The sequence below is a fragment of the Lentibacillus saliphilus genome (genome assembly GCF_019093865.1).
In the GTDB taxonomy this organism is placed as follows: Bacteria; Bacillota; Bacilli; order Bacillales; family Amphibacillaceae; genus Lentibacillus_B; species Lentibacillus_B saliphilus.
Map to the genome: position 1 here is coordinate 129,627 of NZ_JABJXD010000003.1, position 25,736 is coordinate 155,362.

At 39.2% G+C, this 25,736-nt stretch carries 32 protein-coding genes; 10 read left to right on the plus strand and 22 right to left on the minus strand.

Translation table 11 applies throughout. The features are described from left to right. Positions 1-122: 122 nt before the first annotated feature. The 3 genes from HPC67_RS06975 to gpr all read right to left on the minus strand — a co-directional run bounded on the left by HPC67_RS06975 (position 123) and on the right by gpr (position 2,845). Complete coding sequence (locus tag HPC67_RS06975; protein WP_217586758.1) at positions 123-431, minus strand: hypothetical protein; 309 nt, start codon at positions 429-431, stop codon at positions 123-125. Beyond that, positions 431-1,603: a stage II sporulation protein P gene (gene spoIIP, locus HPC67_RS06980; protein WP_217587072.1), complete on the minus strand. Its 1,173-nt coding sequence runs from the start codon at positions 1,601-1,603 to the stop codon at positions 431-433. The genes HPC67_RS06975 and spoIIP overlap by 1 nt, the downstream gene beginning before the upstream one ends. Positions 1,604-1,747: 144 nt before the next feature. Further along, positions 1,748-2,845, minus strand: coding sequence for a GPR endopeptidase (gpr, locus tag HPC67_RS06985; protein ID WP_425514308.1), 1,098 nt, complete (start codon positions 2,843-2,845; stop codon positions 1,748-1,750). A gap of 167 nt (positions 2,846-3,012) precedes the next feature. Here gpr and rpsT point away from each other — a divergent pair, with 167 nt between their 5' ends. Continuing rightward, on the plus strand, positions 3,013-3,279 hold the full coding sequence (gene rpsT / locus HPC67_RS06990; RefSeq protein WP_217586760.1) for a 30S ribosomal protein S20: 267 nt from the start codon (positions 3,013-3,015) through the stop codon (positions 3,277-3,279). Positions 3,280-3,342: 63 nt separating this feature from the next. Here the strand turns inward: rpsT and holA are convergent, their stop codons facing one another. Beyond that, the gene (gene holA / locus HPC67_RS06995; protein WP_217586761.1) at positions 3,343-4,377 is read right to left on the minus strand and encodes a DNA polymerase III subunit delta; all 1,035 of its coding nucleotides are present in this window, start codon (positions 4,375-4,377) and stop codon (positions 3,343-3,345) included. A gap of 303 nt (positions 4,378-4,680) precedes the next feature. Between holA and HPC67_RS07000 the strand changes: the two genes are divergently transcribed. Further along, positions 4,681-4,815, plus strand: coding sequence for a YqzM family protein (locus HPC67_RS07000; RefSeq protein WP_217586762.1), 135 nt, complete (start codon positions 4,681-4,683; stop codon positions 4,813-4,815). A gap of 128 nt (positions 4,816-4,943) precedes the next feature. On the opposite strand, the gene HPC67_RS07005 is transcribed toward HPC67_RS07000, so the two are convergent. From HPC67_RS07005 to HPC67_RS07055, 11 genes are all read right to left on the minus strand, one after another. Then, on the minus strand, positions 4,944-7,235 hold the full coding sequence (locus HPC67_RS07005; RefSeq protein ID WP_217586763.1) for a DNA internalization-related competence protein ComEC/Rec2: 2,292 nt from the start codon (positions 7,233-7,235) through the stop codon (positions 4,944-4,946). Positions 7,236-7,319: 84 nt separating this feature from the next. After that, positions 7,320-7,880, minus strand: coding sequence for a ComE operon protein 2 (locus tag HPC67_RS07010; protein WP_217586764.1), 561 nt, complete (start codon positions 7,878-7,880; stop codon positions 7,320-7,322). A 59-nt stretch (positions 7,881-7,939) separates the two neighbouring features. Then, positions 7,940-8,464, minus strand: coding sequence for a helix-hairpin-helix domain-containing protein (locus tag HPC67_RS07015; RefSeq protein ID WP_343327821.1), 525 nt, complete (start codon positions 8,462-8,464; stop codon positions 7,940-7,942). A gap of 174 nt (positions 8,465-8,638) precedes the next feature. Then, complete coding sequence (locus HPC67_RS07020; protein WP_217586766.1) at positions 8,639-9,394, minus strand: class I SAM-dependent DNA methyltransferase; 756 nt, start codon at positions 9,392-9,394, stop codon at positions 8,639-8,641. Next, positions 9,384-9,752 carry a ribosome silencing factor gene (gene rsfS, locus HPC67_RS07025; RefSeq protein ID WP_217586767.1) on the minus strand — a complete coding sequence of 123 codons (369 nt, stop codon included), beginning with the start codon at positions 9,750-9,752 and terminating at the stop codon, positions 9,384-9,386. The genes HPC67_RS07020 and rsfS overlap by 11 nt, the downstream gene beginning before the upstream one ends. 4 nt (positions 9,753-9,756) lie before the next feature. Continuing rightward, complete coding sequence (gene yqeK / locus HPC67_RS07030) at positions 9,757-10,329, minus strand: bis(5'-nucleosyl)-tetraphosphatase (symmetrical) YqeK (RefSeq protein ID WP_217586769.1); 573 nt, start codon at positions 10,327-10,329, stop codon at positions 9,757-9,759. Further along, the gene (locus HPC67_RS07035; protein WP_217586770.1) at positions 10,322-10,885 is read right to left on the minus strand and encodes a nicotinate-nucleotide adenylyltransferase; all 564 of its coding nucleotides are present in this window, start codon (positions 10,883-10,885) and stop codon (positions 10,322-10,324) included. Before HPC67_RS07035 ends, yqeK begins: the two co-directional genes overlap by 8 nt. Positions 10,886-10,894: 9 nt before the next feature. Beyond that, positions 10,895-11,185 carry a ribosome assembly RNA-binding protein YhbY gene (gene yhbY / locus HPC67_RS07040; protein WP_217586771.1) on the minus strand — a complete coding sequence of 97 codons (291 nt, stop codon included), beginning with the start codon at positions 11,183-11,185 and terminating at the stop codon, positions 10,895-10,897. A 5-nt stretch (positions 11,186-11,190) separates the two neighbouring features. Continuing rightward, positions 11,191-12,036 (minus strand): shikimate dehydrogenase, encoded by an 846-nt coding sequence (gene aroE / locus HPC67_RS07045; protein WP_217586772.1) that lies wholly within the window; start codon positions 12,034-12,036, stop codon positions 11,191-11,193. 12 nt (positions 12,037-12,048) lie between these two features. Beyond that, a complete protein-coding gene (yqeH, locus tag HPC67_RS07050) occupies positions 12,049-13,149 on the minus strand; it encodes a ribosome biogenesis GTPase YqeH (protein WP_217586773.1) in 1,101 nt (366 codons plus the stop codon). 2 nt (positions 13,150-13,151) lie between these two features. After that, positions 13,152-13,667: a YqeG family HAD IIIA-type phosphatase gene (locus HPC67_RS07055; protein ID WP_217586774.1), complete on the minus strand. Its 516-nt coding sequence runs from the start codon at positions 13,665-13,667 to the stop codon at positions 13,152-13,154. Positions 13,668-14,016: 349 nt separating this feature from the next. Between HPC67_RS07055 and HPC67_RS07060 the strand changes: the two genes are divergently transcribed. From HPC67_RS07060 to sigK, 8 genes are all read left to right on the plus strand, one after another. Beyond that, the gene (locus HPC67_RS07060; protein ID WP_217586775.1) at positions 14,017-14,154 is read left to right on the plus strand and encodes a sporulation histidine kinase inhibitor Sda; all 138 of its coding nucleotides are present in this window, start codon (positions 14,017-14,019) and stop codon (positions 14,152-14,154) included. Between the two features lie 219 nt (positions 14,155-14,373). Next, positions 14,374-16,713, plus strand: coding sequence for a Na+/H+ antiporter subunit A (locus HPC67_RS07065; RefSeq protein ID WP_217586776.1), 2,340 nt, complete (start codon positions 14,374-14,376; stop codon positions 16,711-16,713). Position 16,714: 1 nt separating this feature from the next. After that, positions 16,715-17,053 (plus strand): Na(+)/H(+) antiporter subunit C, encoded by a 339-nt coding sequence (locus tag HPC67_RS07070; RefSeq protein WP_217586778.1) that lies wholly within the window; start codon positions 16,715-16,717, stop codon positions 17,051-17,053. Beyond that, positions 17,046-18,527, plus strand: a complete 1,482-nt coding sequence (locus HPC67_RS07075) for a Na+/H+ antiporter subunit D (RefSeq protein ID WP_217586779.1) — start codon at positions 17,046-17,048, stop codon at positions 18,525-18,527. Before HPC67_RS07070 ends, HPC67_RS07075 begins: the two co-directional genes overlap by 8 nt. Before the next feature lie 6 nt (positions 18,528-18,533). Continuing rightward, complete coding sequence (locus tag HPC67_RS07080) at positions 18,534-19,010, plus strand: Na+/H+ antiporter subunit E (RefSeq protein ID WP_217586780.1); 477 nt, start codon at positions 18,534-18,536, stop codon at positions 19,008-19,010. Then, positions 19,007-19,318: a Na(+)/H(+) antiporter subunit F1 gene (locus HPC67_RS07085; RefSeq protein ID WP_217586781.1), complete on the plus strand. Its 312-nt coding sequence runs from the start codon at positions 19,007-19,009 to the stop codon at positions 19,316-19,318. The genes HPC67_RS07080 and HPC67_RS07085 overlap by 4 nt, the downstream gene beginning before the upstream one ends. Further along, positions 19,299-19,673 carry a monovalent cation/H(+) antiporter subunit G gene (gene mnhG / locus HPC67_RS07090; RefSeq protein WP_217586782.1) on the plus strand — a complete coding sequence of 125 codons (375 nt, stop codon included), beginning with the start codon at positions 19,299-19,301 and terminating at the stop codon, positions 19,671-19,673. Before HPC67_RS07085 ends, mnhG begins: the two co-directional genes overlap by 20 nt. 255 nt (positions 19,674-19,928) lie before the next feature. Beyond that, positions 19,929-20,642: an RNA polymerase sporulation sigma factor SigK gene (gene sigK / locus HPC67_RS07095; RefSeq protein ID WP_217586783.1), complete on the plus strand. Its 714-nt coding sequence runs from the start codon at positions 19,929-19,931 to the stop codon at positions 20,640-20,642. 65 nt (positions 20,643-20,707) lie between these two features. On the opposite strand, the gene mtnN is transcribed toward sigK, so the two are convergent. The 7 genes from mtnN to HPC67_RS07130 all read right to left on the minus strand — a co-directional run bounded on the left by mtnN (position 20,708) and on the right by HPC67_RS07130 (position 25,719). Continuing rightward, on the minus strand, positions 20,708-21,400 hold the full coding sequence (gene mtnN, locus HPC67_RS07100; RefSeq protein WP_217586784.1) for a 5'-methylthioadenosine/S-adenosylhomocysteine nucleosidase: 693 nt from the start codon (positions 21,398-21,400) through the stop codon (positions 20,708-20,710). A gap of 21 nt (positions 21,401-21,421) precedes the next feature. Beyond that, entirely contained in the window at positions 21,422-22,102 is a 681-nt protein-coding gene (locus tag HPC67_RS07105) for a YrrS family protein (protein WP_217586786.1), read from the minus strand. A gap of 83 nt (positions 22,103-22,185) precedes the next feature. Then, positions 22,186-22,662 (minus strand): transcription elongation factor GreA, encoded by a 477-nt coding sequence (greA, locus tag HPC67_RS07110; RefSeq protein WP_217586788.1) that lies wholly within the window; start codon positions 22,660-22,662, stop codon positions 22,186-22,188. Between the two features lie 127 nt (positions 22,663-22,789). Further along, a complete protein-coding gene (udk, locus tag HPC67_RS07115; protein WP_217586790.1) occupies positions 22,790-23,416 on the minus strand; it encodes a uridine kinase in 627 nt (208 codons plus the stop codon). 12 nt (positions 23,417-23,428) lie between these two features. Beyond that, positions 23,429-24,070: an O-methyltransferase gene (locus HPC67_RS07120; RefSeq protein ID WP_217586791.1), complete on the minus strand. Its 642-nt coding sequence runs from the start codon at positions 24,068-24,070 to the stop codon at positions 23,429-23,431. 82 nt (positions 24,071-24,152) lie between these two features. Continuing rightward, positions 24,153-25,277, minus strand: coding sequence for an endolytic transglycosylase MltG (gene mltG / locus HPC67_RS07125; protein WP_217586792.1), 1,125 nt, complete (start codon positions 25,275-25,277; stop codon positions 24,153-24,155). Between the two features lie 154 nt (positions 25,278-25,431). Further along, positions 25,432-25,719 (minus strand): DUF1292 domain-containing protein, encoded by a 288-nt coding sequence (locus HPC67_RS07130; RefSeq protein ID WP_217586793.1) that lies wholly within the window; start codon positions 25,717-25,719, stop codon positions 25,432-25,434. Positions 25,720-25,736 lie beyond the last annotated feature (17 nt).

Consider the following 25,736-nt stretch of genomic DNA (forward strand, 5'->3'; position numbering starts at 1 on the left):
TATAAGATCTGTTTATGTGCTGCATTTGATTATAGCAATTGAGGGATTGACAATCAATCATTAATCATTACTTAATTATGATGATTGGATCATTCTTAAAGCAATTAACTCCATATTACCATTTAGAAGAATGCCTCTGCAAAGGTGTACATAATGTCTACAATCATATCATAAAACCCTTTTACAATACCCTCTAAGGAAGCCGCCATTTTTTGCGTAAAATGAGGAGGCTCATCAACATTCACAACCTCAGCTGCCATATTCTGCTCGTTCACGATAGGCTGTTCAGTTTTTTGATCGACCGTTTCTTGGCGTTCGGTCATAAGATCCAACGAATCTATAACATCGTTTGATTCATTTTGACCTTGACTATAGACGATTCCAAGGAGAAAAAATACCGCTAATAACAATAACACCACAATTGTTCGCATTATGATTCGCTCCCCTCTCCGCTTACCTTTTCTGCATCCCAGTAAAAATCACTAAATACGTCTGCAACAATATCCGCGGTCCGGTATAATTCGTCCAGTGTATTGCCCACACCACCAAATTCCAATAATAAAGAACGGTCAGATACATCCTGATTATAAATCCCATCTACACCTGGACCTTCTTTTGTGATAACTGCCTTACTCAGTCCTGGATGTCTCGATTCAATTAAATTATGCAACTTGCGGGCAAGAGACACATTTTTTTCGTATTCTGGATGTTCCTTACCGACAACAAATAATAATTGGGCGTACGATTGTCCATCAATATCAATTGTCGTCTTTTCTCTAGGCAGACTATCACGGTGAATATCAATAACATATTCAATATCTTGATTTCCGGAAACAGCTGTCTCCACAACCTGCCTTGATGCATCATAAGATCGTCCATATGTCCAGCCGCGTTCGTTTAACGTCGACATATGATCTGTTTTATCAACGATTGAGCCGATGCCTCTAACGTCAAGTCCTTCTGCAAGGCGTTCACTCACCATCGTTACATTAACTTCCGCGTGATGAGCAGAATCAGGGTCCGTAACATCAGGCAAATGTGGTAAAAAGGACTCTCGATTATGCGTATTGTATATAAAAACAACATTCCGATCGCCTGTCGTTTCCGAGCTTGGTTGGTCATGACCTTGTTGTCGATCAATTGCTTCAAAAATAGCTTTTCTCTCCTTAAGGACGTCTTCAAGAGGGGGAGATGATTCAAATGATAAATCCGCATAGCTCGTCCCTTCACCCGCAACAACGATTTTATTTTCAAACGTTGCCATCCCCGGAATCTCTTGCCCTATTAAACTTCGTGGATCATCTGGACGCATATTGGTAATTAATTGGAACAACGTCGCTGACAGGTTGGGCATTTCTTCGCTTTGTGGCAACGCATCGCGAAGCAGTTTATTCTCAAATCCGAGTAAGCTTAGATATGTCGTACTTTCTATTTCACGCGTCCATTTTTCTAGCGTATGAGAGGAAAGACGATAGGCCGGATTAAGTGTTGTTAAAAAGCCAATTAATACAAATAATATGATCACCCCACCTATATACATCCCACCATGTTTAAGAACAATAATAGATTGTGGTTTTATCCCTTTTGATTTTGCTGCTTTCATCACGTCATTCCACCCTTCAGAAGAACTCTTGTATAACTCTATGAATACTCTTCTAAAAGTAGAACCTTTCTTCACACAAAATAACCGATAGACCTTTTATTGCAAAAGATCTATCGGTTATGTGTTTTTTCGTTTATAGGCATGTTATCTCGTATATGATCCAACTTGAGCGACATCAACGGTTTCATGTAATGCTGCATTAATACCCGATGCAATAACATGCGCCATATCTTTCATAAACCCATCAACTTCTTTAGGGGTTACCATTAAGTTACGGCCTATAGGCGTCAAAACATCTTGGATTAAAGAACGCTTCTCGTCTTCGGTCAATGTTCCAACTAAACCAAGAAACGCATTTCTCTTTTGTTCATCAGGTAAATCTTCTTCGGTCAATGTCTTTTTCCCAAAAGAAAAACCTGTAGGTGCCAATGCATTACTAGGACGGCCTTCGTTCTTTGTTTCTCTCCCTAAATGCTTAAGTATATAGTCAATCGTATCACTCGTAATCGTGACGGCATCAACAACTGTTGGAACACCGATTGCAATGACAGGAATTCCTAATGTATCGTGACTTAATTCTTTCCGCTTATTCCCGACACCTGAACCAGGGTGAATGCCTGAATCTGACAATTGGATCGTTTCGTTAATGCGTTCAACAGACCTTGACGCGAGGGCATCAACGGCAATAACAAAATCAGGTTTAAACTTTTCAACAATGCCAAAAATAATGTCGCTTGTCTCAATACCTGTAACCCCCATTACACCTGGTGTTACAGATGCAACCGAACGATAACCTTCTGCAACCGTTTCATATTCTAATTTAAATAAATGACTTGTAACAAGAATTTTGTCTGCTGTCATTGGTCCGAGCGCATCAGGTGTCACCTGCCAATTGCCTAATCCAACAATTAAACCTGTAGCATTTGCAGGAATGTCATGTGACTTCAACAATTGTTCAAGCTCAACCGCCAATACCTCAGCAGCATGTGTTTGTTTTTCTGTATCCTGTTTTTTAACGCCGTCCGCATAAATGGTAATATAAGTACCAGGCTTTTTACCAATAAGCTTGCCACCTTCTTCATTTACCTCAACGTACGTTATGTTGACGTCTTTCTGTTGACGTTCTTTCACAATGACACCTGATAAATCCCCTGTTTGATCCGGTTTTGATTCAACGTACATATCTTTTGCCTCTACGGCAAGATCTGTTCTTACGGCCACAGTCTGATCCTGCTCCATTATGAATACACCTTCCTTTTTGCACAGACGTTTAATAATTAGAATGGACGTTTTCACAAAAAACATACGACATTCATTCCCCCAAAGAGATACTAGCTATTGAAAAATGCGCCTTCCTTTGATACAATAATTTTTGCTTGTAAGATCCGTGGGTGTCAGGAGGTGACAGTATGGCTAACATAAAATCTGCCATTAAACGTGTTGAGATAAACAAAAAGAAGCATGATCTCAATCAATCATATAAATCAGATATGCGTACACATATCAAACGTGTTGAGAAGCTTGTTGCTACAAATGACGTTGAAGGTGCTAAAAAAGAATTACCAAACACTAATCGTAAAATCGACAAGGCAATCCAAAAAGGTGTTATTCACCGCAATAGCGGAAACAGACAAAAGTCTCGTCTCGCAAAATTAGTACAAAAAATGGGTGCCTAATGACAAAAAAACGATCTACTTCTACAGTAGATCGTTTTTTTGCTTTATTTATATTTTTTAGTGTTAATGGGATTTTCGCATTTGGATGATATCATGAAGCAACAGCTCAAAAGCCAATTTTTTGTCCATTTTTCCTTGTTTTAACATGGCATCTGTTTGGGCTAAACGAATGATAATGGTCTCAAGCTGACCGTCAGAAAAACGGCTTTCACGTTGATCGTTTAACTTTATGACATACGGATGGACACCAAGCTGTTTTTGCATCTGACTTTGGCTATATCCTTTTTGCTTTAACCGTTTAATTTGCAAGATGGTCCGAAATTGATATGCCAGTAAAGCGACGAGTGCGATGGCATCTTCTTTCATATTTAACAAATGCGTATGTATGCTAATCGCGCGCTTTAAATCTCCAGCAATGACAGCATCAACAAGCTGAAGCGATGTTTGCTCCATTGAGTTTACTAAAAGCATTTCCACTATATCCTTCGTAACCGTGCCTTTTTCTCCCACATATAACGAAAGCTTCGTCAGTTCATTTTGCATCAAATATAAATTCGTTGCCAATTCAGCTTCTAGCAGTTCTAGCGCATCTGGTGCAATCGATACATTTACACGTCCTGCCATATGTTGCAACCATTTTTTTGCTTCATAAGGCTTGATCGGCTCACACGGTACGACAACACTATGTTGATTAAGTGCTTTGCTGATTTTTTTTCGCTGGTCGATTTTTTCATAATCAGCAATTAATACGAGCACCGTATAGGGGGCAGGGTTTTTCACATATTGACCTAGCATCTCAAGATCATGTTGAAAGGCTAATTTTTTCGGCTTCGCTTGCAAAAATGTTGCATGCTCTGCAATGATAAGCTTTTTATCCCCAAAAAAAGGGAATGTTTCAGCATCACGGACAACATCTTGGACCGCTGTCTCCTCCAAATTATAAGTAGATATATTTTCTTCGTCCCCTTGCTGTATAACGGATTGGATGAATTGATTTTTAAGTTGCTGGATAAAATAAGTCTCAGTGCCATATAAAAGATACATATTTGACACATTTCCTTTTCTTAAATCGGATAGAACTTCAGTATAGGCTGGCATATCATCACTCACTCTGTTTATCGATACTTCTATCCTAAAAGGAAGCCGCACAGTTGGCAAGTATAAATTTAGGAGGAAGTGTCCGACCAGACCATCTCCCTCCAATCTATATGAACGTTTAACCATAAAGTCCCGGGAACTGTATGACCAAACGATTATGATTATAGTGTTGGCTTTCTCGACTAAACTATATCTGTTAACTCTTTCTAAAGCAGATCATACTTGTGTTGGAGGAATATGTATCTTGAGTGGATTTTTCAAAAATATTCCTTTATACTGTTGATTGGGATGGGAGGGATCAAAGTGAACGAATTCGAACAGGATGTCCAATCTAAAAATAATGATGTTGTTGACTCCATCAAAGGTTTTGGGTTCTCATTTGTGTTTTTTGTATTGATCTTTACGATAGGCGTTATTATTAGTGTCATTAATTCGTAACTTAAGAAATCAACGGCATGATGAAGAGGCTGAATAACAGTCTCTTTTTTTATGGGACTGGTATAAAAGAGATTTAACAAAATAATATGACCGCTCCAGTTATGACCAAGCGTTTTTTGTATATTTTTTTAATCCGATTGATATAACTGAAAATGACCGCTCTCCTTATCGAAATGAAACATGACTGCACCATGTACATCCGTACGATAAATCCGAGCGGATATCGCTTCTAAATTTTTCACAACTTGTGGATGAGGATGTCCGTAGTGGCTATTCCGGCCCGCTGAAATCAAGGCATATTCTGGTTGGATCGTATGAAGAAACTGTTCTGTAGATGAGGTTTGACTCCCGTGATGCCCTACTTTGAGAACATTGACGTTTAGATTCGGATATTGGTCAATAAGCTGTGCTTCAACTTCCTCACCAGCATCTCCTGTAAATAGCCAACTAAGATGACCAAATGTCGTCATGATTGTGAGTGAATTATCATTTGATGATCCCCAATGTTGGCTTGGAGACAAGATTAAAAAAGGATGACCCCCGACCTGAAGTTGCGTATTTGCTTCTAATCGCTGAACGTTTATTTGATGTCTCATCATGTCATCTTTAAACTGGTGCTTTAAATCGAAGTAATTGCTTATATATACGGTTTTCACATTAAAATCGTCTATCACATGCGTTGCACTTCCGATATGATCAATATCTTCATGTGTTAGAAATATGGCGTCCACATGGCCTATTCCACGAGACAGTAAAAACGGTTGAATCATTCGTTTATACACCTTATCTGACACACCTTCTCCATCAAATAGAAGCTGTCCACCAGCATCAATCATAATTATGCCCTTTCGATAAGGTAATTCAATGACGACTGCATCTCCTTGACCAATATCTAACATTGTAACAGTTCCTGTCGGTGACACATATGGCCGTACCATTACCAATATGATCAAGCTGACAATTGCCAGCCCGCGCTTAAATGCCTGTTTCCCCTTATTCATTTGCATGTTGACCATCATCCAAATAAATAACAAATAGTATATAACCGCGCCCCATAACGGAAAAGATCCAATTACAAAAGGAACATAAAGAACATCGTCTAATGTCATTACCATACTGATCACAATGTCATGCACCTCAGCAAATATGACAGTTAAAGGATGAACAACGCCTGAAAACATAGACACAGCTAAAATAACAAACATTGCTGGAATAACAAAAAATGTAAAGTAAGGAACGATTACAACATTGAGTAAAATAGATAACGGATTAAACGTATAAAAATAAGTGATTTGCAGTGGGAGGATGATCATTTGTGAAGTAAAGCTTATTTTTAGAAGCGTGTAAAAAGGGTTGTGGAATGTTTGTGCTAACCATGTTTTCGATAAGACCAATCCAAATGTTACAAGAAAGGAAAATTGAAAACCGATATGATATACGATGTAGGGGTTCACGATAATAGTAACGATAAAGATAACGCTTAGCACATCTGTTAAACTGGGACTTGAGCCGAGTTTGCGCATCATCAAAAATGTAATCGCCATTAGACTCGCTCGCCATACTGAAGGTGCACCACCAGCAAGCAGCGCATAAACAGGTAAGATCGCCATGATAAGCCAACCAGTCTTTTCTTTCGTCAACATATTAGATGTCACAAAGCTCGTATACAGCATTGCTATGACCAAGCCGATATGAAGACCCGAAATGGCAAGGAGGTGTGAGAGACTCCAGCGCCTAAAAAGATCCAAAACAGGGTCTTCAATATCGTTATTATCACCAAATATGAGTGCATTCAACCAACCACTAACTTCTGGATCAACAGAATGACGGACATGTTCGACTAATTTATTTCTTAGTTGGAAAATAGAATTCAATGGGGATGACCCTGTACAGGAGATGCGCTCTAATGAGCTGAGGATGATTTGATGTTGAATGTTTCGCTGTGCTAAATAGGATGAATAGTCGAATTCGCCTGGGTTTGTATTTTCAGAAGGGCGTTCGGGACGTTCTTCTATGAGACATGAGGCACCGTACTTTAAAGGTTGAATCATGTCTTCAGTTACCATGTCGTCATCTGTATAAAAATAAACGACATTCATAAACGCATTCATCTTTTCAACGTACAGTGTAAAGGATATTTTGCCAGATACGAAATGGACATCGCTCTGTATCGTACCTTCAACAGGTAAATGCTCATAAGGTGAATATTGTTTAGTGGAGGAAGACGTGGAAGGCATGTGAAAGGAGACATACACGACCATAACGAGAGAGACAGCGATAACCGTACGTCGTAAACGCCTTAACACGCCCAGCACGCCTAACCACATAAAGACGCTAACAGTGACCCATGTTAAATCAAATATAACGAATGCCGCTGTCAAACTCATTGCAATGGCAGGAATATGCCAATATCCAGTCACAATCAGTCTCCTTTAAATAAAGATACATATTCAAGCTCCAAGAACCCTATTGCTTCAGCTAAAAGAGAATCATACATACACATATTAGTCATGAAACAACTTTTTCGCTTCTTGCTTATAAGCGCTAAACGTTTGTTCAGTCACAAGTGGCTCAATATCATTTAACAACTCATCAACGAACGTTGCCTTCTCCTTGTACGTCGTGTCAACAATAAGGTCATTTAATTCAACTTTCTCAACATGAATGCCGGCTTCCTCCAATAGCTCTATCGCATATGGATGATTGCGATAATCTTCAGCATAATACACAGCTATGATCCCACTCTGTATAATTTGCTTCGTACATTGCAAGCATGGAAAGTGTGTCACATACAGTTCTGCGCGCTCAGTCGGAACACCAAACTTTGCACACTGAAGTAATGCATTTGCTTCGGCGTGAACGGTCCGAACACAATGCCCTTCAATGACATAACACCCTTCATCAACACAGTGAACACTGCCGGATACACTTCCGTTATAGCCACCGGCAATAATCCGTTTATCTCGAACAATCGTAGCCCCAACCATTAATCTCGTACATGTGCTCCGTAAAGCGAGTAAATGGCTCTGCGCCATAAAATATTGATCCCAAGTAATTCGTCCCATACGTCTCTCCCTCTCATCTCAAGTTGCTTAACATGGATATGTCTCTTATCTTGATGTGTTTACGGAATTTGAATGTCGTCTCTCATATTTTCTAACGTTTTTTCCCCAATTCCAGGAATGTCTAACAAATCTTCCACCGATTGAAAAAAACCATGTTCATCACGATGATTGATGATTGCGGCGGCTTTAGCTGGACCAATTCCCGGAATGGTTTCTATTTCTGCCTGTGTTGCATAATTCATTCGCACCTTCCCATCATTTGACGTGCCCATCGTCACATTAGAAGGCTCATCACCTTGTGCAGGTATCAAAATGACCATTTCATCATGAACTTTTTGAGCAAGATTGACTGCCGCTTCATAAGCTAAGTCTGTAAATCCACCAGCCTGTTCAATGACATCATGGACTCTTGTACCGGGCTCCGCTTCATAGACGCCAGGCCGTTCAACCTCTCCCTTTACATCTACTATCACGATTTCATCCATCTTCGTTTGGCCTATAGCGATATGCTCTAATTGCTGGGCATCCTGTTTAAGCGGCATTTCATCCATATCTTGTGATTTAGAGTCTCTAGGAAACACCACTATAGACACACCTACGACGCAAACAATAATTACAAATGCATTCTTCTTTAGAAAGTGCAACACGTAAAGCCACTTCCTTTACAAATAATAACTATTTGAGTAGATTATGCATTATTATAAGTCGTCTAATCTTTAGTGGCAAATCACTAAAAATAATTCAAAAGCTGGAAAATACTAGTTTCCAGCTTTTTTACGAGCAATTATGAACAAACGCTCTGTTTCCTCGGTAACAGTTTCTTCTTTTAAGGAAAAATCACCGTACAAATTACAAAATTCAAAACCTGCTTGATTTAATAGATATTTGTATCGTTCAATTGGGAACGTCCGCTGATGATGCAGCTCAGTAAATTTTTTGTAGGTATCAGACACCTTTGTGAAAAAAGTTAAATCATGGTACATCTCTCCCCGTGATTCTCCCTCCATACAAAACCATATGTAAGCTGAAGTGTCTGTTACATCTGCAAATGTCTGATTAATACAATGATGTTCAACGTGATACAATGAGTGAACGTCAAATATGAACAACCCATCCCTTCTTAATGCATCTGCTGCATTTTGAAAAACAGTAAGGAGGTCTTCTTCAGTCGTTATATAGTTCATTACATCACAATAACTGATCGCTACGTCCATCTCTTTAATGCCTTCAAGATGACGTAAATCCTGACAAAGCCATTGGACATTGACGTTATTATGTTCAGCACGATGATGCGCTTGACTCAGCATATCAGGTGATACATCTACCCCAATGAGTTCATAACCCGCATTGGCAAGTTTTGTCGTTATGATCCCTGTACCACAGCCTAAATCAACGATACGCTTCATAGGCGCATCAGCACGTTCAAGAATGGCATTTGTAAAAGCCACCCACTCATCATATGGGGCATCCTCCATTAAGTGATCATAAACAGATGCCATTAATTCATATGTCATGAACATCATCCTGTTCAAAATTTAACGAAATATGGTCTGCATCGCCCCATAAGCGTTCTAAATTATAATAGCCCCGTTCGTCCTTATGAAACACGTGACATACGATATAACCTGTATCAACAAGAACCCAGCGCGCTTGCTCATAACCTTCTAGCCGTTTCACTGATATGTTCTCTTCTTCTAGTGCATCTTTTATGGCGCTTGCAATTGCCTGTACTTGCCGTTCACTATTGCCATGACAAATCAAAAAATAATCAGCAACAAGTGAAACATCTTTCATGTCTAACGCAATAATGTCCTCAGCTCTTTTTTGATCACAGGCATTTGCAGCAATTTGAATCATATCTATACCATTCATAAAATCAATGACCACCCTTTACATAATTTGTTAAGTCATTATAGGCGTAAAATGTATTTGGATAAATTTGTGATTGTTTGTCAAGTAAAAATGATATTGTGTTCCTAAGCGCCAGCCAGCATGCATGACGAATGTCTTGCTTAGCCATTGCGCGAACCTCTCCAACACCAGGAAATGACCGACCTGGTTCAATATAATCAGCGATAAAAATAATCATGTCTAAAGACGTCATCCCGACACGCCCTGTCGTATGGAAAGCAACTGCATCTAAGACCGACTGATCTGTTATACCATGTTCAAGTTCAAGCATTTTTGCGCCTACAGGAGCATGCCATAGCTCAGAATGAAAATGAAGTAAATCTTTTGGTAATGTTGTTGATTTGATCCATCGCTTCATTTCTTCTACTGGGCGGTACTTGGCATAGTCATGTAATAGCGCAGCCTCTTCAGCTTGTTCTGACGAGACACCATAGCACTCCGAAAGCTCTAATGCTGTATCAGCAACGCGTAAAGTGTGCTCAAACCGCTCATCCGTAAGCTGAGGCTTTACAATGCGAATCGCTTCATCTCTATTCATATAATCGCCTCTCATTAATATACGTTTCAACCGCATGAGGTACTATATATTTTATTGTTTTTCCTGCTTTAATCCGTTGTCTAATGTCTGTTGATGAAATATCAATCATAGGAATGTCGACTTGAACAATTGGATAATCAGTTTGCAGCTCGTATCCCCGTCGTTTTACGCCCACAAATGTTACAAGCTGCGTTAACTTATTGATATCATGCCAATGCGGTAAATATGCAACCATATCGGCACCGATTATGAAATAAAACGTTGTGTCTGAATGCCGCTCATTCAACAATGTCATTGTATCCACTGTATATGATGTGCCTTGTCGTTCCATTTCTACAGTACTTAACTTAAACTGATCGTTTTCATTTATCGCCCTGTCTAACATTTCTAAACGCTCGTTTGGAGATGTTTGTAAGGTATCCTTATGCGGAGATACAAACGTTGGTATAAACCAAACCTCGTCCAGCTCCAACGCATCTCTTACATGCTCGGCAATGAGTAAATGCCCTGTATGAGGTGGATCAAATGAACCACCTAGTATCCCTATATGCTTCATCATAATGCCTTATGGTAGAACCAGTTGTTTATTTTCAATTGATTCTTTATAAAGCACAATGTTGTTACCGATAATTTGAACAACATGGGCACCAGTGCCAGCGGACAGTTGTTCGGATATGTCTGTTTTATCTTCAAGACAATTATTAAGCACACTGACCTTAATCAGTTCTCTTTTTTCTAACGCATCATTAATTTGCTCAATCATATTATCATTTACACCTGTTTTACCAACTTGAAAAATTGGTTTGATTTGATTTGCATGTGATCGTAAAAATCGTTTTTGTTTTCCTGTTAACATAGGACTCACCTTTCTAATTGTCGTTTCATACGGTCAGGCAAGCTACCAAGCTTAACCCAATGACCTGTCCATAATTTAAATGCATATTGTGCTTGATAAAGCAACATGTGGTGACCGTAGTGGATATTTCCCCCTCGTTCGCCTGCTTCTTTTAAAAAAGCCGTGTGTATAGGCTGATATACAATATCACTTGCGATAGCAGCTTGCTTCATGCGTTCAAGCGCAATAACCGAATGCTCCGGACCTGGCTTCATACCCATTGTTGTCGTCTGAATGATTAAATCATACCTTGACAGCTCTTTTTCTGCCGCCTCAAGAGACATGACACGTGTCGTAATACCGGAAGATGCTAGCTCAGTAGCAAGCTGCTCTGCCGCCTCCAAAGTCCGATTCGCAATATCAATATACTCATATTGTTGTACAATTAACGCATCATATATTGCTCTTGCTGCGCCCCCTGCCCCAATGACCAGGATACGGATAGACATATCTCTAGTTTGAGCAGGATATGCTTCTTGTAGCCCTTTAATATAACCAATACCATCTGTGTTATAGCCAATCCATTTCCCATTTTGATGCACAACTGTATTCACCGCCCCAACTCTAGCAGCTCTCTCATCTAACTGATCAAGATATGGCATAATCGCACGTTTATATGGGACTGTCACATTAAAACCATCCTGAAGTTCAGCTTTAGCACTCGACACTGTTTGTTCATTAAAGCAATCAGGTGCGATGTTTTTCAACCGATAAGAACCTTTAACGGCTATCTGTTTAAGAAAATGCTGATGAATCCACGGCGAAAAAGAATGCTGTATTGGATGACCAATCAATCCAAGCCTTAATACCATGAGCACACCTCATTACAACAATGAATTTCGGAGCGTAACAGCCGTTTGTCCCGGAATATGAACGCGTACCGATGCATCGCCATCAGGTAAACTGATCCAGCCTAGACCCGGAAATACAATGTCTGTCTTTTCACCCGTAATTTTGTAATCATGCGTCTTAAAACCTGGTAGCAAATTCATCGTCGTTTCATCTGGTGGTGCTAGCAATCCACCTCTATGGTCTGCTAACAACGAATCGGCTTTTTCAAGCTTCGTGCGATGGATAGACAAATCATTTGCAAAATAACACACAAACGATTGCCTGTCGCCTGCCAGAAAATCGATTCGAGCAAGTCCACCAATGAATAATGTTTGCTCCGAATTAAGCTGATAAATTCTAGGTTTAACTTCTTTTTTAGGCGTAATGACTTTTAAATCACCCTCTGATACGTAATGCGTTAATTGCGTTTTGTTCACAATTCCTGGTGTATCAATTAACACACTTGACGCATCAAGGGGAATCTCAATAAAACCGAGAGTCGTACCAGGAAAATAAGATGTCGTAATAACATCTTCATGGCCTGTGGACTGTTTGATGAGTCGATTTATGAAAGTAGACTTCCCTACATTCGTTGTACCGACGATATAAACGTCGCTTCCCTTTCGGTATGATTCTATTGCTTGAGACAACTCGTCAATGCCGTGTCCTTTTTGAGCAGAGATTAAAAATACATCCACAACCTTTATCCCAGCCTCATTTGCAGAGGTGCGTAACCATTTTTCAAGCTTATAGACATTTACAGACTTTGGCAACAAATCAATTTTATTCGCCACTAATATGACGCGATTATTGCCGACGATTCGATGTAAATGCTTAAGCAATGTTCCATCTACATCAAAAATATCTATGAGATGGACGACAAGTCCTTTAGAATCGCTTATCGTACTAACCATTTGAAGAAAATCATCATCTGACATCGATATTTCCTGGGGTTCATTATAGTGCTTGAGCCGAAAGCATCTTTGGCACAACACAATATCACGCTTTAATGCTGAAGCAGGAGTATATCCCGATCCTTCTTTATTTGCTGTTTGCAATAATACGCCACAGCCTTGGCAATGCATATCTTCCATTCTTATTCCTCCCAGGTGATTTTCCCTTTTTTACGTAAATAAGATAAAATAATTCGTTCTAACCGGCGGTTAAACCGAGTGAAGAAACCATCTGTCTTAACAATCGGCACAACCAATACCGTATACAGCCCTGCTTTATTGCCACCTAAAACATCTGTTAATAATTGATCACCGATGACAACCATTTCTTCCTTCTTCAAATTCATTTCTTTAGACACTTGTTTAAAGGCTCTCCCTAATGGTTTTCGAGCACTGAATACATAAGGCGTCCCTAACGGGTCAGAAAATGCCTTAACACGGTCCTCTTTATTGTTAGAAATGATCGTTATTTTAATCCCAGCATCATTCATCAGCGCGAACCATGTAATGACTTCGTCCGTCGCATCTTTCACATCCCAAGGAACAAGGGTATTATCGAGATCTGTTATAATCCCTTTTATACCGAGCTCCTTTAATTTTTGTGGCTGTATTTCAAATACAGACTTAACATGTTCATTTGGCATAAAATACTTTAACAATCATACACACCTCTCTACACTATTAAAACCATACTCTTACTATATACATATCGTATATTATCTTTCATTATTTATAAAGTAGCAGCCACTATATTTTTGTCCGACACCTATAAATGTAAAGATATGGATGTTTAAATCGTTCGACAATTAGCTCCATGTTTCGAGTTGTGGATAACCTTACCCACTCATTCCACAACACGAAAACCTTGTTTCACCGCTATTTATTCTTTTTTGCGCACAACTTATCAACAAAACATGTTGATAAGTGTCTACTTGTTATGGATATATTTTCATGGTAGATTATGATTAACCTTAAAAGATTAACGATTGACCCAGGGAGGGCTAACGTATGAACAGGTTATCAGATGAGCTCCTGATAGAATCCTACTATAAAGCTCAAGAATTAAATTTAAGCCCTGATTTTGTTGCACTTATTGAAAAAGAAATTGAAAAAAGACGTTTAAGTCTACCTATAAACCATACATGAACGTCAACAATACGCCTGTCTCTTCACAGAAAGAGACAGGTTTTTATTTTTTAGAAGTCAATTTTATGTTAAGCTATTTGTTGAAAACTTTTTTGGATGTTCGTCGTATAATACAGTATGATATACATATGCCATTCATGTACATCCATAGATTGTACCATTATGATGCCCTAAATAATGGGCTTACAATACGAGGATATGAGGAGGAAAACCTATCAAATGATCATCGCAATTCTTGCCCCGTTGCTTGTTGCTTGTTTTATTCCATTATTAAGCAAGATTAAGCATCGGGTTCATACTGGATTTTTTGTTTTACTTGTCCCATTATCAATCTTTACTTATTTTGTCACATTTGTCGGTCGTGATTTTTCAACACAACTCCAGGTGACTAAATGGATCCCTTCCTTAGATATTAACTTTTCTCTATATCTTGACGGACTCAGCCTTCTATTTGTCTTATTAATAACAGGAATTGGATCACTCGTTGTTCTATATTCCATCTATTATTTAGATCGATCAGAACGCTTGGATCAATTTTATGTGTATTTATTAATGTTTATGACGGCAATGCTCGGTGTTGTCTTATCAGATAACATTTTTGTCTTATACACATTTTGGGAACTCACATCTATCTCATCCTTTTTATTAATCGGATATTGGCACTATAAAGAACGATCACGTTATGGCGCACTCAAATCCATGCTAATCACTGTTTTCGGCGGTCTGAGCATGTTTGGTGGTTTTGTGTTGTTATATGTTGTAACAGGCACAACAAGTATTCAAGACATGATTGCACATCCGGAGATCGTTTGGAATAGCGCTTATTTGCCTTTAATTTTGGCTTTTATTTTATTAGGGGCGTTTACAAAATCAGCTCAGTTTCCTTTTCATATTTGGCTACCAGATGCAATGGAAGCACCAACTCCAGTCAGTGCTTATCTACACTCGGCAACAATGGTTAAAGCGGGCCTCTTTTTAATTGCACGTTTCTCACCACTTTTATCAGCCTCAGAGTGGTTTTACATTGTCGTAACATCGGTCGGTGTCATTACATTATGCTGGGGTTCATACATGGCTGTCCGTCAAACGGATTTAAAGGCGATACTCGCTTTTTCAACCATCAGTCAACTCGGTATGATTATGGCAATGTTTGGCTTTGGTACAAAAATCGCGATTTTCGCTGCTGTATTTCATATTTTAAACCACGCTACGTTTAAAGGTAGCTTGTTCATGATCGCTGGAATTATAGATCATGAAACGGGTACACGCGATATCCGCAAGCTAGGCGGACTGGCAACCATTATGCCTATTGCTGCCACATTAACTGTGCTAGGAACGTTTTCAATGGCTGGCATACCTCTACCTTTCTTAAATGGATTTTACAGTAAGGAATTATTCATTGATTCTGCTCTTCATCTTGAAGGTGGAATGTCAACAATCGCTAGTATGCTGACAGCAGCCATTCCTTATTTAGTTGTATTTGGTAGTATCTTTACATTTGTGTATTCGATGTACTTCTTATTTGGTATATTCACAGGCAAGCACAAAGCTGATCAACTTCCTAAGCCAGCACATGAAGCACCGTTCGGTATGCTATTACCACCGATCATTTTAATTACAGGTGTTGTGGTGATTGGTCTGTTCCCTAATCTCGTTAATGGAACATTGTTGAATCATGCACAATCAGCTGTTGGCAATACATTATATGATGTTGAAAAAATTAAATTCTGGCACGGCTGGGATGCACCTGCCTTCCAAGTAACGTTACTTATTATTTCTGTGGGAATTGCCTTATATCTCACCCGCAAGAAATGGCAGCATATTTATAACGCCCTGCCAGGATCATTCAGTTTTAACCGGGTATATGATGCTTTAATCAAGCAATTGGACCGCACGAGTGAAAAAATAACAAATGCATATATGACCGGATCTTTAAGGCTATATATGACCATTATCATTGCAGCTATTATCGTCGTAACAACAACCGTTATGATGGTAACAGATGGCTTTGTTGTTAAATTTGATAATCTCGCTGATGTATCTGTACTAGAGCTGGTCGTTGCAGGCGTTATGGTTGTTGCTGCTGTATGGACCATCTTTACCAATCATAAGCTAGCTGCCATTTTAATTACTGGCGTAGTTGGTTACGGGGTTGCTATTTTATTCATTCTATATCGGGCTCCCGACTTGGCATTAACACAGCTCGTCATTGAAACCGTATCTGTTGCCTTGTTCTTGCTCGCCTTCTATCATTTACCACAGCTACAAAAACGTGATGATTCAACAGGTAGCAAAATTGTCAATGCAACAATATCTATTGGTTTTGGTGCGCTCGTCGCCATGATTGGTATTGCTGCACATAGCAGTAGTGGATTTGCACCAATCTCTGACTATTTTATTAAGACGTCCCATACACTCGGTGGCGGTGATAATATCGTTAACGTCATTTTAGTTGATATGCGTGGACTTGATACACTCTTTGAAATTACAGTACTCGGGATTGCTGCATTAGCGATCTATAGCTTAATTAAACTCCGAAACGATAAGGAGGCTGAATAACATGGAGATTATTATATCAATATTAGCCGGAATCCTCGTTGCAACCGGGGTATACAATCTACTGCAAAAGCAGCTTCTACGTATCGTTATCGGTACAGTTTTATTGTCACATGGCGCACATTTATTCATTTTAACAATGGGTAAGCTAAAACGGGGGCAACCACCTATTCTTGAAGAGGGGATTGTTCAATATACAGACCCACTACCCCAAGCGCTCATCTTGACATCCATTGTTATTAGCTTTGGCATTACGAGCCTTCTACTTGTTTTGGCTTATCGCACTGCTAATGAAAATGAAACAGACAACATGGAACAATTAAGGGGAAAAACAAATGAGTAATTTAGCTGTACTACCAATCATCATTCCACTCTTATCGGGGATAATCGTTGCTTTTTTTGCCAAAAACGTCAAAGTATCACGTGTCTTGGCTGCTCTTTTTACGATCATAAATGCACTCGTAGCTGTGTATTTAACATCCGTTGTATTTACTGATGGAACAGTAATATTAGAGACAGGTGACTGGGTAGCACCATTTGGCATTGTGCTTGTTGCAGACCCACTCGCTGCCGTACTTGTAATGACAACGAACATCATTGCACTCGCCAGTGTGTTTTATGCCCCTTTTGCTCTGACTGTTAAAAAGGAACAACATTATTTTTATGCGTTTTATTTCTTTTTAATATCAGGTGTTAGCGGCGCTTTTCTTACAGGAGACTTGTTTAATCTGTTCGTATTCTTTGAAGTGTTACTGATGGCTTCTTATGCGTTAATTGTGCTCGGTGGAGAAAAGGTTCAACTGCGTGAATCAATTAAGTATGTGTTAATCAATTTATTTTCGTCCATTTTATTTGTAACAGCGATCGCCTTTTTATATGGTGTCGTCGGTACAGTAAACATGGCTCAGATTGCTGAACGTGTACAAGAGGTTGAACAAACTGGGATTCTCACGACAATTGGGATTTTGCTGTTTTTTGTGTTTGCTACAAAAGCCGCGCTTTTTCCGTTGTTTTACTGGCTGCCTAAATCATACATTGTTCCGAACCCAGTCGTCTCGGCCTTGTTCGGTGCACTGCTCACTAAGGTTGGGATTTATTCGATTTTACGGGTGTTTTCATTAATATTCGTCTATAAAATCTCATTAACCCACGAGATTTTTATTTGGATCGCTGCTTTATCAATGATCTTTGGTGTTATTGGAGCACTATCAACGAACAATGTGAAGCTTATAATTGCCTATAATATCATTCCAGCTATCGGCTTTATCATGATGGGAATTGGTATGTTTAATGAACCTGCATTAAGCGGATCTATTTACTACCTCATCCACGATATGCTTATCAAAACCGCTTTGTTCTTTATTGTTGGGGCAATCGTTTATGTCGCTGGGACTTCAGATTTAAAGAAGATGGGTGGCTTAATTCACCATTATCCCGTGCTCGGCTGGTTGTTATTCGTTTCGGCCTTCGTGCTTGCAGGTATTCCACCTTTCAGTGGTTTCATAGGCAAATTATTGTTGCTTGAAGGCGCACTTGAAAACGATAAAATAATCATCGTTATTATCGCGCTCTTAACGAGCCTGTTAATTTTATATTCAATCATTAAAATATTTGTAAACGGATTTTGGGGAGAACAACGCCATATTGAGCCCACCGAGAAAAAGCCATTAGCAGGCTTTCTCGTTCCGGTCGCATTTTTACTCTCCTTTTCTATTTTACTCGGTGTCGGCGCGGAATATATTTATCCATCGATTGAATCGATATCAACATATCTGCTAAATCCTGAGTTATATATTGATTCTGTATTAAAGGAGTAGAAAAAAATGGCCTTTCAAATCGTCATTAACCTAATCATCGCATGTATGTGGATGTTTTTAAATGAATCATATACATTTGCCAGTTTTGTAGCAGGGTATTTGTGGGGCATTTTGCTCTTATTCCTACTCAACCGCTTTATTCCGGATACGTTTTATTTAAGACGTGTCGGCAAGGTAATCAAGCTCATATTTCTCTTTATCAGAGAGCTTGTGTTATCTAACATTGAGATCGTTAAGCTCGTTTACAAGCGACAACCTCAATTTGAACCAGGTATCTTTATGCTACCTCTGGATCTCAAAAGCAACTGGGAAATTACCCTATTGGCAAATTTAATTACGTTAACACCCGGAACACTATCAGTTGCCATTGCTCATGATAATTCGCACATATTTATTCATGCAATGCACATCGACGATATCGATGAATCCATCCGGTCTATTAAGGATACATTTGAAAAAGCAATAATGGAGGTGACACGATGACTGATGCATTAGCCATATCCGAGCGGATTCTTGATATATCTATATTGATAAGCATCGTTGGAATCTCTTTATCACTCATCTTACTCGTGTATCGCATCATTAAGGGACCGACAAATCCAGATCGTGCAGTTGCACTTGATGCAATAGGCGTTAATTTAATGGGCGTTGTTGCTCTCGTTGCCATCGTCCTCATTTCATCAAAGCTTAATGACGTCGTCCTACTCATTGGCATCTTGTCATTTCTAGGGACACTAGCCGTCGCAAAATATTTGGAAGCAGGTGTGATCATTGATAGAGACAGGGATTGATATTACACTCAACATAAGCGTCAGCCTGTTTATCCTAATTGGAACGTTCTTTGTATTATCGAGTTCGCTCGGAATTGCCAGATTTCCTGATATATATACACGCTTACATGCTGCAACAAAAGCATCAACGCTTGGCATTTCTAGTATGTTAATTGGGACATTTTTATTTCTTTACGCTGAGCATGACATTGTAAGTGGCAAATTGTTGTTAGCCATCGTATTCATTTTGTTAACGGCGCCAGTATCAGGTCATATGATATCAAGAGCGGCACATAAAAGTGGTGTTAAGCCTGTTACAGCCAATCGTAGCGACGCATATGAAGACGCATTGCAAAAGCATAGAAAGAATTCTTAAAAAGACCGTCATATCGTGTAACAGGTCTATATAAAACACATGTCTAAAAGACAATATCCATTCAGAGGATACTAAAAATCCGAATCGATTTATATTATGGCTCAACCATAATATGTAATTGTTCGGATTTTTTCTTTGCACGTATCGTCTACGCCTCTCTTTTTTATTCTAATTGGACGGACAGGCACAAACCATCTTCTAGCTTCATACACTTAAGGTATAGGCAAAAGCCCAGTCACTTTAGGAGGTGGTCCTTTGTCCGGAATATTGAGTGTTCTGGCCATGATCATTAAAGAAACGATGTTTTTCGTATCATACGTCAAAAATCATGTTTTCCCACAGCCACTCTCTTCAGAAGAAGAAGCAGCATACATTAAAAAAATGGAGAATGGCGACAGAGATGCACGCAATAAATTAATAGAACACAATTTAAGGCTTGTCGCACATATCGTAAAAAAATTTGACAATACGGGCGAAGACAATGAAGATCTCATTTCAATCGGGACGATCGGGCTCATTAAAGGCATTGAGAGCTATTCTCCAGGTAAAGGCACCAAATTGGCCACATACGCTGCCCGGTGTATTGAAAATGAAATTCTCATGCATTTACGTGCATTAAAAAAGGTCAAAAAAGATGTGTCGTTACATGATCCGATCGGTGAAGATAAGGAAGGAAATGAAATAAGTCTACTTGATATTTTAGAAGCTGATAACAAAGACGTCATTGAATACATTGAGTTAAATATGGAAATTGAAAAGATGCAGGATTACTTATCTATTCTAGACAGTCGTGAAAAGGAGGTTATTGTGTATCGTTATGGCCTCAATGATCATAATGAAATGACACAAAAGGAAATCGCTAAAAAGCTAGATATCTCGAGGAGCTATGTATCGAGGATTGAGAAAAGAGCATTAATGAAGGTGTTCCATGAATACTTCCGAAACGAACGACGTAAAAAAAGTGAATGACTGTCCACTGTGACTAAAATATATGGTTCGTGTCACAGTAGACAGCACATAAATTCTCTGAATATCTATTTAAGACTTGGGATGACTTCAAATATTAACGATGAAGCATTTTCCGCTGCTTGACTTAAAAAGGCATCAAAGGAAACAGATGATTCTTTACCGGCAATATCCGATAAGGCACGTATGACGACAAACGGAACGTCATACTGATAACATACTTGAGCGATTGCCGCAGCTTCCATTTCTACAGCGGCTATATCAGGAAAACGTGCTTGTACAGCTTTGACACGTTCTGGATCTGACATAAATGAGTCACCTGTAGCGATAACCCCCTCTGTATACCTTATATTCAATGTTTTGGCGGCTCTCTCAGTTATAGCCGCCAACTCCTGGTTCCGCTCATACCGAGCTGGCATTTGCGGTACTTGCCCATAGTCATAATTAAAGGCGGTTACGTCGACATCATGATGTAATACAGCTGTTGACACTACGATATCCCCGACTTCTAGATCTTGATTAACACCACCAGCTGACCCTGTATTAATAACATAGCTCGGCTTGTAGCGTTCATGCATAATCGTCGTCGCCATGGCGGCATTGACCTTACCAATACCTGATTTTAATAGGACGACTTCTTTTCCCTTCAACATACCATGTATAAATAAGCTGTTGGCAATTGTTTGTTCTTCTGTGTCGGACATTTCAGCTTTAATTAAAGCAATTTCTTCATCCATTGCACCGATAATGCCAATCGTCATAGTTAGATTCCTCCCTGATGTCTACTCTTCAAACCGCCATTTCTGATCATTTTCTTTTAATACGTCAACTTGAGTCGGCTGCCAACCTTCTTTGTCAATCCAGGATAAATAGACACGATACGTTTCGTCCTGGTTTTTATTTGAAACGGTCGCACGGACCTTCTGATCCCCGTTACGTTCTAACCACCACGTCACCATATCTGTCTCACTTAAACCAGTCGCAACTCTTATAGCTTGCTCCATTTCAATTCGGTCTTGAGATCCCGCCTCATATACGACAGTATGAGGTCCTGTTTGCTCTGTACCGATCGGCGCCCAATTGTCCGTGAATGATTCAATGACAATGTCATCTTCGGATTCGAGCTGTTCTTTTTCTCCGTCATTTTGCGCCTCTTCAGGCGTTTCAGATTCACCGTTTTCATCATTTTCTTGACCAGGGGTGTCCGTATCAGCTTGTCCGTCTTCTGTTTCCTCGTCATGTGTCTCAGTCTCAAGATCACGATCTGACTCGGATTGTAATTGTGATCGCTCATCGCCAGGTGTCTCTTCATCAGCTTTGTCATCACGACCACCGAACACCATTAAAGCAATTAACAAAACGATTAAAATAGAGCCTATAACAAGAAAAATCGATATGCTCTTCGAATTCTTCCTTCTCTTTTCAAATTTATCCATTCGAGAACGACCATCTAATCGATTCATACGCTTCCTCCCCAGACCGTTGTTTAATGGCATAGACCGGAAAGCGGACGAATGCCAGAATGGCTGCGTCCGCTTTAAAATTTCTACTCGACGTTTATAATCTTAACTTGGATGTCACCGCCTGGTGTTGCAACAGCGACTTCACTTCCAATTTCATGACCCAAAAGACTTTTAGCCATCGGTGAATCATTTGAAATTTTCCCCTCAAATGGATCAGCTTCAGCACTACCAACGATCGTATATGTTTCTTCATCACCATCCGGTAATTCTTGGAATGTCACTGTTTTTCCTAAAGCGACCACACCAGAAACAGCCGTATCATTTTCAATAATAACTGCATGACGAATCATATTTTCCAACTGAGCAATTCTAGACTCTACAAATGCTTGTTCTTCTTTAGCTGAATCATACTCTGAATTCTCGGATAGATCACCAAAGTCACGCGCAACCTTTATGCGCTCTACAACTTCTTGTCTTTTTTCCGTCTTCATATAAAGAAGTTCTCGTTCTAGTTTCTCTTTCCCCTCGTCTGTCATGTAAAAGCTTTTTTCTGTAGCCATAAAAACACTCCTTTTTTATCTCTCAAAACACGTTTCAGTCTTGTTTGCCCTTTTATGTGTAAATGTAAATGACTCACAAATACTATGGCAGATTTTAGCAACTTTTTCAATGCTAATTTTTTTCTTCTTATTTACTCGATAAAATTTGGGCAATTTTCGTTGCCATAATATCAATGGCCACATGGTTTTGGCCACCTTCTGGTATGATGATATCAGCATAGCGCTTTGTCGGTTCAACAAATTGCAAATGACTTGGTCTAACATTATTGACATATTGATCAATGACCGAATCCAGCGTTCTACCACGCTCTTTAATATCTCTCAGAAGTCTGCGAATAATTCGTATGTCAGCATCTGTATCAACATACACCTTTATATCCATTAGATCTACTAAGCGTGGATCTTCTAAAATCAAAATGCCTTCAACAATAATCACTTCTTTTGGCTCAACAGGTACAACCTTTTCTGAACGCGTGTGACGCTTATAATCATAAACGGGCTTCTCAATGCTTTCATTGTTCAGCAGCTTGTTCATATGATCAATTAAAAGGTCGTTATCAAAAGCAAGTGGATGGTCATAGTTCGTCTGTAATCTTTCCTCGTATGGTAAATGACTTTGATCCTTGTAATAATAGTCTTGCTCAATGACCAAAATTGTCGTATCAGAAAAACGACGACAAATAGATTTCGTAACAGTTGTTTTACCGCTACCGCTTCCTCCAGCAACACCAATTACGACTGGTTTTTTTGACATATTGTTTGCTCCTTAACTCTTTCTCCTACTCATCACTAAGCCATCTCCTATAGGCACAATCGTGCTATCAAAATCAGGATGGTTCATGACCCACTCATTAAAATGTCGTATCTTTTTTACGAGCGCTCTAAAATGAACAGGCATTTGTGTATCGTCGTACACATATCCCTTAAATAAAACGTTGTCCGATATAATGATACCTGTATCACTTAATAGAGCTGATGCCTCATTGAAATAAGCTTCATACTGCCCTTTTGCTGCATCAATAAATATGAGATCAAAGGGCATCTCACTCTTTAGTTGTGGCAGAATGTCACGTGCATCACCCAAAATCGCGTTGATGCGGCACCCCTTGTCCACTATCATTTGAAAATTTCCAACAGCCTGTTGATGGCGCTTCACATCCTTTTCAATTGTCACAATTGATGCATGCTCATAAGCGTCTGCCATTCTCAGAGCTGAATAACCGATGGCCGTACCAATTTCAAGTATGCGCTTCGGCTGGTGAATTTGAATGAGTTGTAATAAAAATTTTAAACCGTCTTCTTCCATAATGGGTATGTGATCCCTTTTAGCTTGTTCTTGTAGGTCTTGTACCCATGGAGGCGCTTGTTGATTGAACTGCGCCAAATAGTTCTTCAAACCTTCATTCATAATCAAACACATTCCTATTCAAATTTACGTATCTTAAACGAGATACTCTATACTGTATCGTATTTCGTGATGTGACGTCTTTCTATTTTATATGCTCACGCTTATTCTGATTATGCTCATCAAGATTTTTAGCGTAATAAATATTGCCTTCTCCATCATGTAAAAAATATACATATTCGGATTCTTCAGGAATCAAAGCAGCTTCAAGAGCACTCTCTGAAAAGTTCGAGATCGGCCCGACAGGCAACGCCTCAATTTTATACGTATTGTAAGGCGAATCAACTTCTAAATCCTCATACAAAACTTTACCCTTATGAATGCCAAGTGCATATAGAACAGTTGGATCGGTTTGTAAGCGCATGTCATTATCTAGGCGATTATGAAAAATGCCTGAAATCATTTTCCGTTGTTCTTCATTAATCGCTTCTTTTTCGACGATAGACGCGAACGTTAATGCTTCATGAACTGAAAATTCCTGTTCCGTCATCTCATTAAAATATTGTCCAGCGACCGATTGCGTTTTATCAAGCATCGCCTCAATAATGGATTCAATTGTCGGCTCTTTTTCGTAAATGCTATAAGTCGCTGCAAATAAATAACCTTCTAACGGTGTTTTAATCCTATCATCTAGTATCGTTTCAGATAATATACCAGGATATTTCTCAATTAAAGCTTGAATATATGACGGATCATTCGCCTTATCAAGAAATGCCTGTTTATCGAAAGGCAGCTTCTGTGCATAGATGTCGGCAATTTCATCGACTGTCATGCCTTCTGGTATTGTCACCTTGTACATTGGTTTTGCCAAAATAATGCCTTGCTGCAGAGAATCGATAATCTCATCAATCTTCATCGATCCATTAAACATATAGTCACCGGCTTGAAAATCAGACTCATTTTTAAATTTCGTATAAAACCGAAATATACGTGCGTCTTTAATGACACCATTTTCCTCCAAAATTCGTCCAATCGCTGACGTGGATGAGCCAAGTGGTATTGTTACTTCAATATTTTCTGTTGCGTCTGGATCGACTGGCTGGAGTGAAGATTTAATATAAGAGTAGGCAGAGTAAGCACCGATGATGAAAATAAGTGACAGTGAAATAATGATCACAGATACGATTCTTCTCACTGTCCGCGCTTCCTCTCCTCGTTTCTTCATTTTATCTTTATACGCTTTTTTCCATTCACTTTTTTGTTTGGACATGTTTTTTCCCCTTTCATCCGCTACATTATACTAAAAAAAACCCTGATATGCCACAGTTTTCACGGAGACATATAGAGTGTTAGGCGCATATTATATGAGAAAAAACAGAATAGCTGATGCCTTGTGAGCATCAACTATTCGTCCTTACATCTGTCTACTCGCTTTCCTCTTCGTTAGCAAGTGTATTGAGCATCTCCTCAACAATTTCCCATTCATCATCTGATTCTATTGGGAAAAGAGCCAAGTCGTTGTCATCATTTTCCTGAGACTCATATCGAAATGCATATACTTCAACTTCATCCTCATCAGCTTGTTCAACTGGAACAACAGCTATATAAGATTGCTCTGTTTTGTCAACGTCAAATGTAAACAATACTTCAAATAAATGTTCTTCACCATTTTCATCTGGGATGATAATGCGTTCTTTTTCTTCAAGTGCCATGATACCACGCCTTCCTT